At 71.6% G+C, this 4,704-nt stretch carries 6 protein-coding genes; all 6 read left to right on the top strand.

The features are described from left to right. The coding region (locus tag ECOMGDLI_RS35145; protein WP_198954384.1) for a fatty acid desaturase at window positions 1-269 on the top strand (269 nt) is incomplete at its 5' end. Between the two features lie 30 nt (window positions 270-299). Continuing rightward, window positions 300-614 carry a Rieske 2Fe-2S domain-containing protein gene (locus tag ECOMGDLI_RS00175; protein WP_088312443.1) on the top strand — a complete coding sequence of 105 codons (315 nt, stop codon included), beginning with the start codon at window positions 300-302 and terminating at the stop codon, window positions 612-614. Between the two features lies 1 nt (window position 615). Beyond that, the gene (locus ECOMGDLI_RS00180; protein ID WP_088312445.1) at window positions 616-1,407 is read left to right on the top strand and encodes a 3-methyl-2-oxobutanoate hydroxymethyltransferase; all 792 of its coding nucleotides are present in this window, start codon (window positions 616-618) and stop codon (window positions 1,405-1,407) included. Window positions 1,408-1,751: 344 nt separating this feature from the next. Continuing rightward, window positions 1,752-3,023 (top strand): PLP-dependent aspartate aminotransferase family protein, encoded by a 1,272-nt coding sequence (locus ECOMGDLI_RS00185; RefSeq protein WP_088312447.1) that lies wholly within the window; start codon window positions 1,752-1,754, stop codon window positions 3,021-3,023. 80 nt (window positions 3,024-3,103) lie between these two features. Beyond that, on the top strand, window positions 3,104-4,084 hold the full coding sequence (locus ECOMGDLI_RS00190; protein ID WP_198954385.1) for a DMT family transporter: 981 nt from the start codon (window positions 3,104-3,106) through the stop codon (window positions 4,082-4,084). Then, window positions 4,081-4,698, top strand: a complete 618-nt coding sequence (locus ECOMGDLI_RS00195) for a helix-turn-helix domain-containing protein (RefSeq protein WP_088312449.1) — start codon at window positions 4,081-4,083, stop codon at window positions 4,696-4,698. Before ECOMGDLI_RS00190 ends, ECOMGDLI_RS00195 begins: the two co-directional genes overlap by 4 nt. Window positions 4,699-4,704: the final 6 nt, after the last annotated feature.

The following is a 4,704-nucleotide window of genomic DNA, read 5'->3' on the forward strand; positions in this document are numbered from 1 at the left end:
TCAACCGGTTCCTCTACTGGAACATGAACTACCACGTGGAGCACCACATGTTCCCGACCGTTCCGTACCACCGGCTCCCGGAGCTCCACGAGGAGATCAAGGGTGACCTCGCGCCGATCTACCCCTCGATCTGGGCCGCGTACCGCGAGCTCGTCCCGGCGGTCCTGCGCCAGCTGAAGGACCAGACCTACTACGTGCGCCGCGAGCTCCCGCCCGGCGCCGCGCCGTACTACGAGCCCGCCGTCGCCGCACCGCCGCCGGCCGCCTGAACGACCCGACCGATCCGCCGAGGAGCGCCCGTGCCCACCTGGATCCCCACCGTTGCCGCCGACGACGTCGACGACGAGGACGTCGCCGCGTTCACCCACGGCGGCACCGAGTACGCGATCTACCGCTCACCCGACGGCCAGTTCTACGCCACCGCAGGGTTCTGCACCCACGAGGCCGAGCTGCTGTGCCGCGGCTTCGTCATCGGCACCGAGATCGAGTGCCCGCGGCACAACGGCCGCTTCGACTACCGCACCGGCCAGGCCCTCGGCGCACCCGCCCTCGTCGACCTGACGTCGTACCCGACCCGCGTCGTCGACGGCACCGTCGAGATCGAGGTCGGTTGAGATGGCCCGGCCCACCGTCGCCGACCTGCGGGCCGGCAAGGGGCAGCGGCAGCTGTCGATGCTCCACGTCACGAGCCTCGACGAGGCGGCAGCCGCGCACGCCGCCGGGATCGACCTGCTGTCCATCGTCGACCCTCTGTGGGGCAGGGACTTCCGCAGCGCCGCCCCGGACGCCTTTGTCTGTGTCGGACTGCTCTACGGCCAGCTCGTCACCACCGAGGACTACCTACGGGCCGCCTTCGCCGCGATGTCCGACGGAGCCGACTCCGTCTACTGCGCGGCCTCCCTTCGCACCGTCGAAGCCCTCGCGGACGAGGGCATCCCGGTATGCGGCCACAGCGGGCTGATCCCCTCCAAGGCCACCTGGACCGGCGGCTTCAAGGCCATCGGGAAGACCGCCGACACAGCCCTGCTCGTCCACCGCCAGGTCAAGGCGCTCGAGGACGCCGGCGCGTTCGCCGCCGAGATCGAGGTCGTCCCCGACCGCGTCGCCGCCGAGATCTCCCGCCGCACCACCCTGCTGCTCATCTCCATGGGCGCCGGATCCGGCTGCGACGCCCAGTACCTCTTCGCCGAGGACGTCCTCGGCTCGAACACCGGCCACGTCCCGCGCCACGCCAAGCGCTACCGCGACTTCGCCGCCGAGTACGCCCGTCTGCAGGCCGAGCGCATCGCGGCATTCGGCGAGTTCGCCGACGACGTGAAGGCCGGCGGCTACCCAGGGCCGCAGCACACCGTGGCGATCGGCGACGCCGAGTACGAAGCATTCCTCGCCGCACTCGGGACTAACTGACCGCCTGACGAGGGATCAGCCCCCGACGAACTCGGCGGCTGCTCCTTGCAGGACCCGGCAGACAGGTCCGGACGGGCTCATAACGCCTCTCCGAGCATCACTCGGGTAGTCACTACTGGGAAGCCGCTGGTGACCTCGCCCTCGCCCCAGGCCCAACCGCACTCCGAGCTGCCGGTGTGGGTGAGCGCCGCGTCGACGCTGGTGTTGGTCACCTCGTGCTCCGGCCCACGCCAGGCCGGTGCAGCACGTGCCCCGCCCGTCTTCTCATTGCACCAGAGGATGCAGTAAAGTGCACTTGCGGCGCAAGGCGCGTCCGAGCCGGCGCGACCGAGGAGAGCAGCATCATGAGTACTCGCCCCGACAGTGACTTCTCCGGCAGCGCCCGCCCTGACCGGCGCGACTACACGACGCTGTCCGAGCAGTCCTGGGCTGTGCATGGTGGGAACCGTGCCGACGCCACGACCGGCGCGGTCCGGACACCGATCATCATGGCGAACTCGTACCTGCTGCCCGAGGACCCCGCGACCTTGCCGGACGACGACCCCGACGTGCTGGTGTACACGCGGGAGTCCGGGGCGAACCAGCTCGGGCTGGAGACCAAGCTCGCCGCGCTGGAGCGCGCCGAGGCCGCGGGCGTGTTCGCGACCGGGATGGCCGCTCTGCACGCGCTGTTCTTCACCGTGCTGAACCCCGGCGACCACGCGATCGTCTCCGACGTCGTCTACATGCGGACGTTCGGCCTGTTCACCTCGGTCCTGCCGGCCAAGATGGGCATCGAGGCGACGCTGCTCGACGTCACCGACCTTGCCGCCGTCCGGGCCGCCGTCCGCCCCAACACCAAGCTGATCCACACCGAGGTCGTCGCCAACCCCGACCTGCGGGTCGCCGACATCCGCGCCCTCGCCGCGATCGCGCACCAGGCCGGCGCCGTCCTGACGGTCGACTCCACGTTCACCCCGCCGCCGCTGGCCCGCCCACTCGAGCTCGGCGCCGACGCCGTCGTGCACTCCCTGACGAAGTTCTACAACGGTCACGGCGACGCGATGGGCGGAGCGGTCCTCGGCTCCCGCGACCTGGTCCGTCAGGTCAAGCTGCAGGCCCTGTTCCATGCCGGGGGCGCCATCTCGCCGTTCAACGCCTGGCTGATCATGCGCGGCTCGGTCACCCTGCCGCTGCGCCTGCAACGGCACTGCGACAACGCGCTGGCGATCGCGCGGTTCCTCGCCGCCGATCCCCGTGTCACCCACGTCGCGTTCCCCGGCCTGCCCGACCACCCCCAGCATGCGGCCGCCGCCGGCCAGCTCCACGGCGGATACGGCGGCGTCGTCTCCTTCACCATCGCCGGCAGCCACACCGACCGGCTGCGGTTCGTCAACGACCTGCGCGTCATCACCTCCGCGGTCTCCCTCGGCCACGACGAGACCCTCATCGCCTACGAGGAGTACCCCGCCGCCCGCGCCGCCGGCTTCGCCCCCGTCTTCCGCGAGCACGGCCTGATCCGCCTCGCCGTCGGCCTTGAGTCCGTCGACGACCTCATCGCCGACCTCGACGCCGCCCTCAGCACCGCCTACGGACCGGCCTCGTCGCCGACGACCGCAGCAGCGGGTGCGAGCTGACGATGCCCCTCACCACCATGACGACGCCGATGCCCCCGCATCGAGGGCGGCCACCGGCATGGTCGCTCGCGGTCACCGCGATGCTGTCCGTGCAGCTTGGTGCCGCCGTCTCGGTCCACCTGCTCGACCGGGTCGGCGCCGCCGGCACCGGCTGGCTGCGGATGCTCATCGCCGCGATCGGGTTCCTCGCCCTGGCCCGGCCACGGTTCACCCAGTGGAGCCTGCGCGACCTGCGCGCGCCCGCCCTGCTCGGCCTGGCCACGGCCGGCATGATCCTGACCTTCCAGGCCGCCATCGCGTCCATCCCGCTCGGCACCGTCGTGGCGATCGAGTTCCTCGGCCCGCTCACCGTCGCCGCCGTGCACAGCCCCACCCGCCGCGCCCTGGCCTGGCCCGCCCTCGCCCTGGCCGGCGTGCTGCTGCTCACCCAGCCCTGGGCAGGACCCGTCAACCTCACCGGGATCGCCCTCGCCGCCGCCGGCGGCGTCAGCTGGGGCGCCTACATCGTGATCACCCAGCATGTCGGCGACCGGTTCTCCGGCATCGACGGGCTCGCCGTCTCGATGCCTGTCGCCGCACTCGTCTCCACCCCGCTCGGGCTGCCCCAGGTCTGGGGACACCTCGACACCCGCGCCCTGCTCCTCGCCGCGCTCTGCGCCCTGCTCGCACCGTTCCTGCCCTGGATCTGCGAGCTGTACGCCCTGCGCCGCCTCAGCAAGGCCGCCTTCGGCACCCTGATGGCCCTCGAACCTGGACTCGCCGTCGCCGTCGGCGCCACCCTCCTCGCCCAGACCCCCGACGTACTCCAAGTCCTCGGCATCGCCCTCGTCGTCGCCGCCGGAGTCGCCGCCGAACGCACCGGACGCCGCAACGAACCCGCCCCGAACCCGAGCGACAACACCGGCACCGCCCACGCCCACGAGCCGCGCGCCACTGCCGACGTCGCCTCCGCCGTCACGACCAGCAGTGCAGTACTGTGCACCACCGGTGGCACCCGGACCGCGAAAAGCCAGGTACTCGACCAGCGCCGGCCGGAGAGCGAAGGAGGCGGCACGCCATGACCGACGACGCCGTACAGAATGCGAGCGACCAGGAAGGCACCGACCCGGTCCCGCAGGTCGTCGGACGCCGCGTCCGTGCCGCACGCACAGCGAAGAGCTGGACCCTGGACCGGCTCGCCGAACAGAGCGGCGTCAGCCGACGCATGATCGTCAACGTCGAGGCCGGCAGCAGCAACGCCAGCATCGCGATCCTGCTGCGTCTGGCCCGCGCCCTCAACATCAGCCTCGCCGAACTGGTCTCCGACACCAGCCCCGCTCACGACGTCACCGTCTCCACCGCCGACACACGCACACCGCTATGGCACGGCCGCGCCGGAGGTTCCGCCGTCCTCACCGCCTCGGCCGACACCCCCGACATGCTCGAGCTGTGGGACTGGACCCTCGGCCCCGACGAGGTCTACGACTCCGAACCACACCGCGCCGGCACCCGCGAACTGCTCCACGTCCTGACCGGTCACGTCCGGCTCACCATCGACGGCCACACCCACGACCTACGCACCGGCGCCGCCGCCAGCTTCCCCGGCGACGTCCCCCACGGCTACGCCAACGCCGGCAGACGACCCGCCCGGTTCAGCCTCACCGTCTTCGAACCACGAACCCGCGTCCGCCCCTGACCACCG

This window comes from Kineosporia sp. R_H_3, from assembly GCF_002198675.1.
Classification (GTDB): domain Bacteria; phylum Actinomycetota; class Actinomycetes; order Actinomycetales; family Kineosporiaceae; genus R-H-3.

What these genes read in the sequence shown, in the direction of transcription:
- ECOMGDLI_RS00180 (WP_088312445.1), top strand. Translation starts at nt 616, where the DNA reads ATGGCCCGGCCCACCGTCGCCGACCTGCGGGCCGGCAAGGGGCAGCGG.
- ECOMGDLI_RS00185 (WP_088312447.1), top strand. Translation starts at nt 1,752, where the DNA reads ATGAGTACTCGCCCCGACAGTGACTTCTCCGGCAGCGCCCGCCCTGAC.
- ECOMGDLI_RS00190 (WP_198954385.1), top strand. Translation starts at nt 3,104, where the DNA reads ATGCTGTCCGTGCAGCTTGGTGCCGCCGTCTCGGTCCACCTGCTCGAC.
- ECOMGDLI_RS00195 (WP_088312449.1), top strand. Translation starts at nt 4,081, where the DNA reads ATGACCGACGACGCCGTACAGAATGCGAGCGACCAGGAAGGCACCGAC.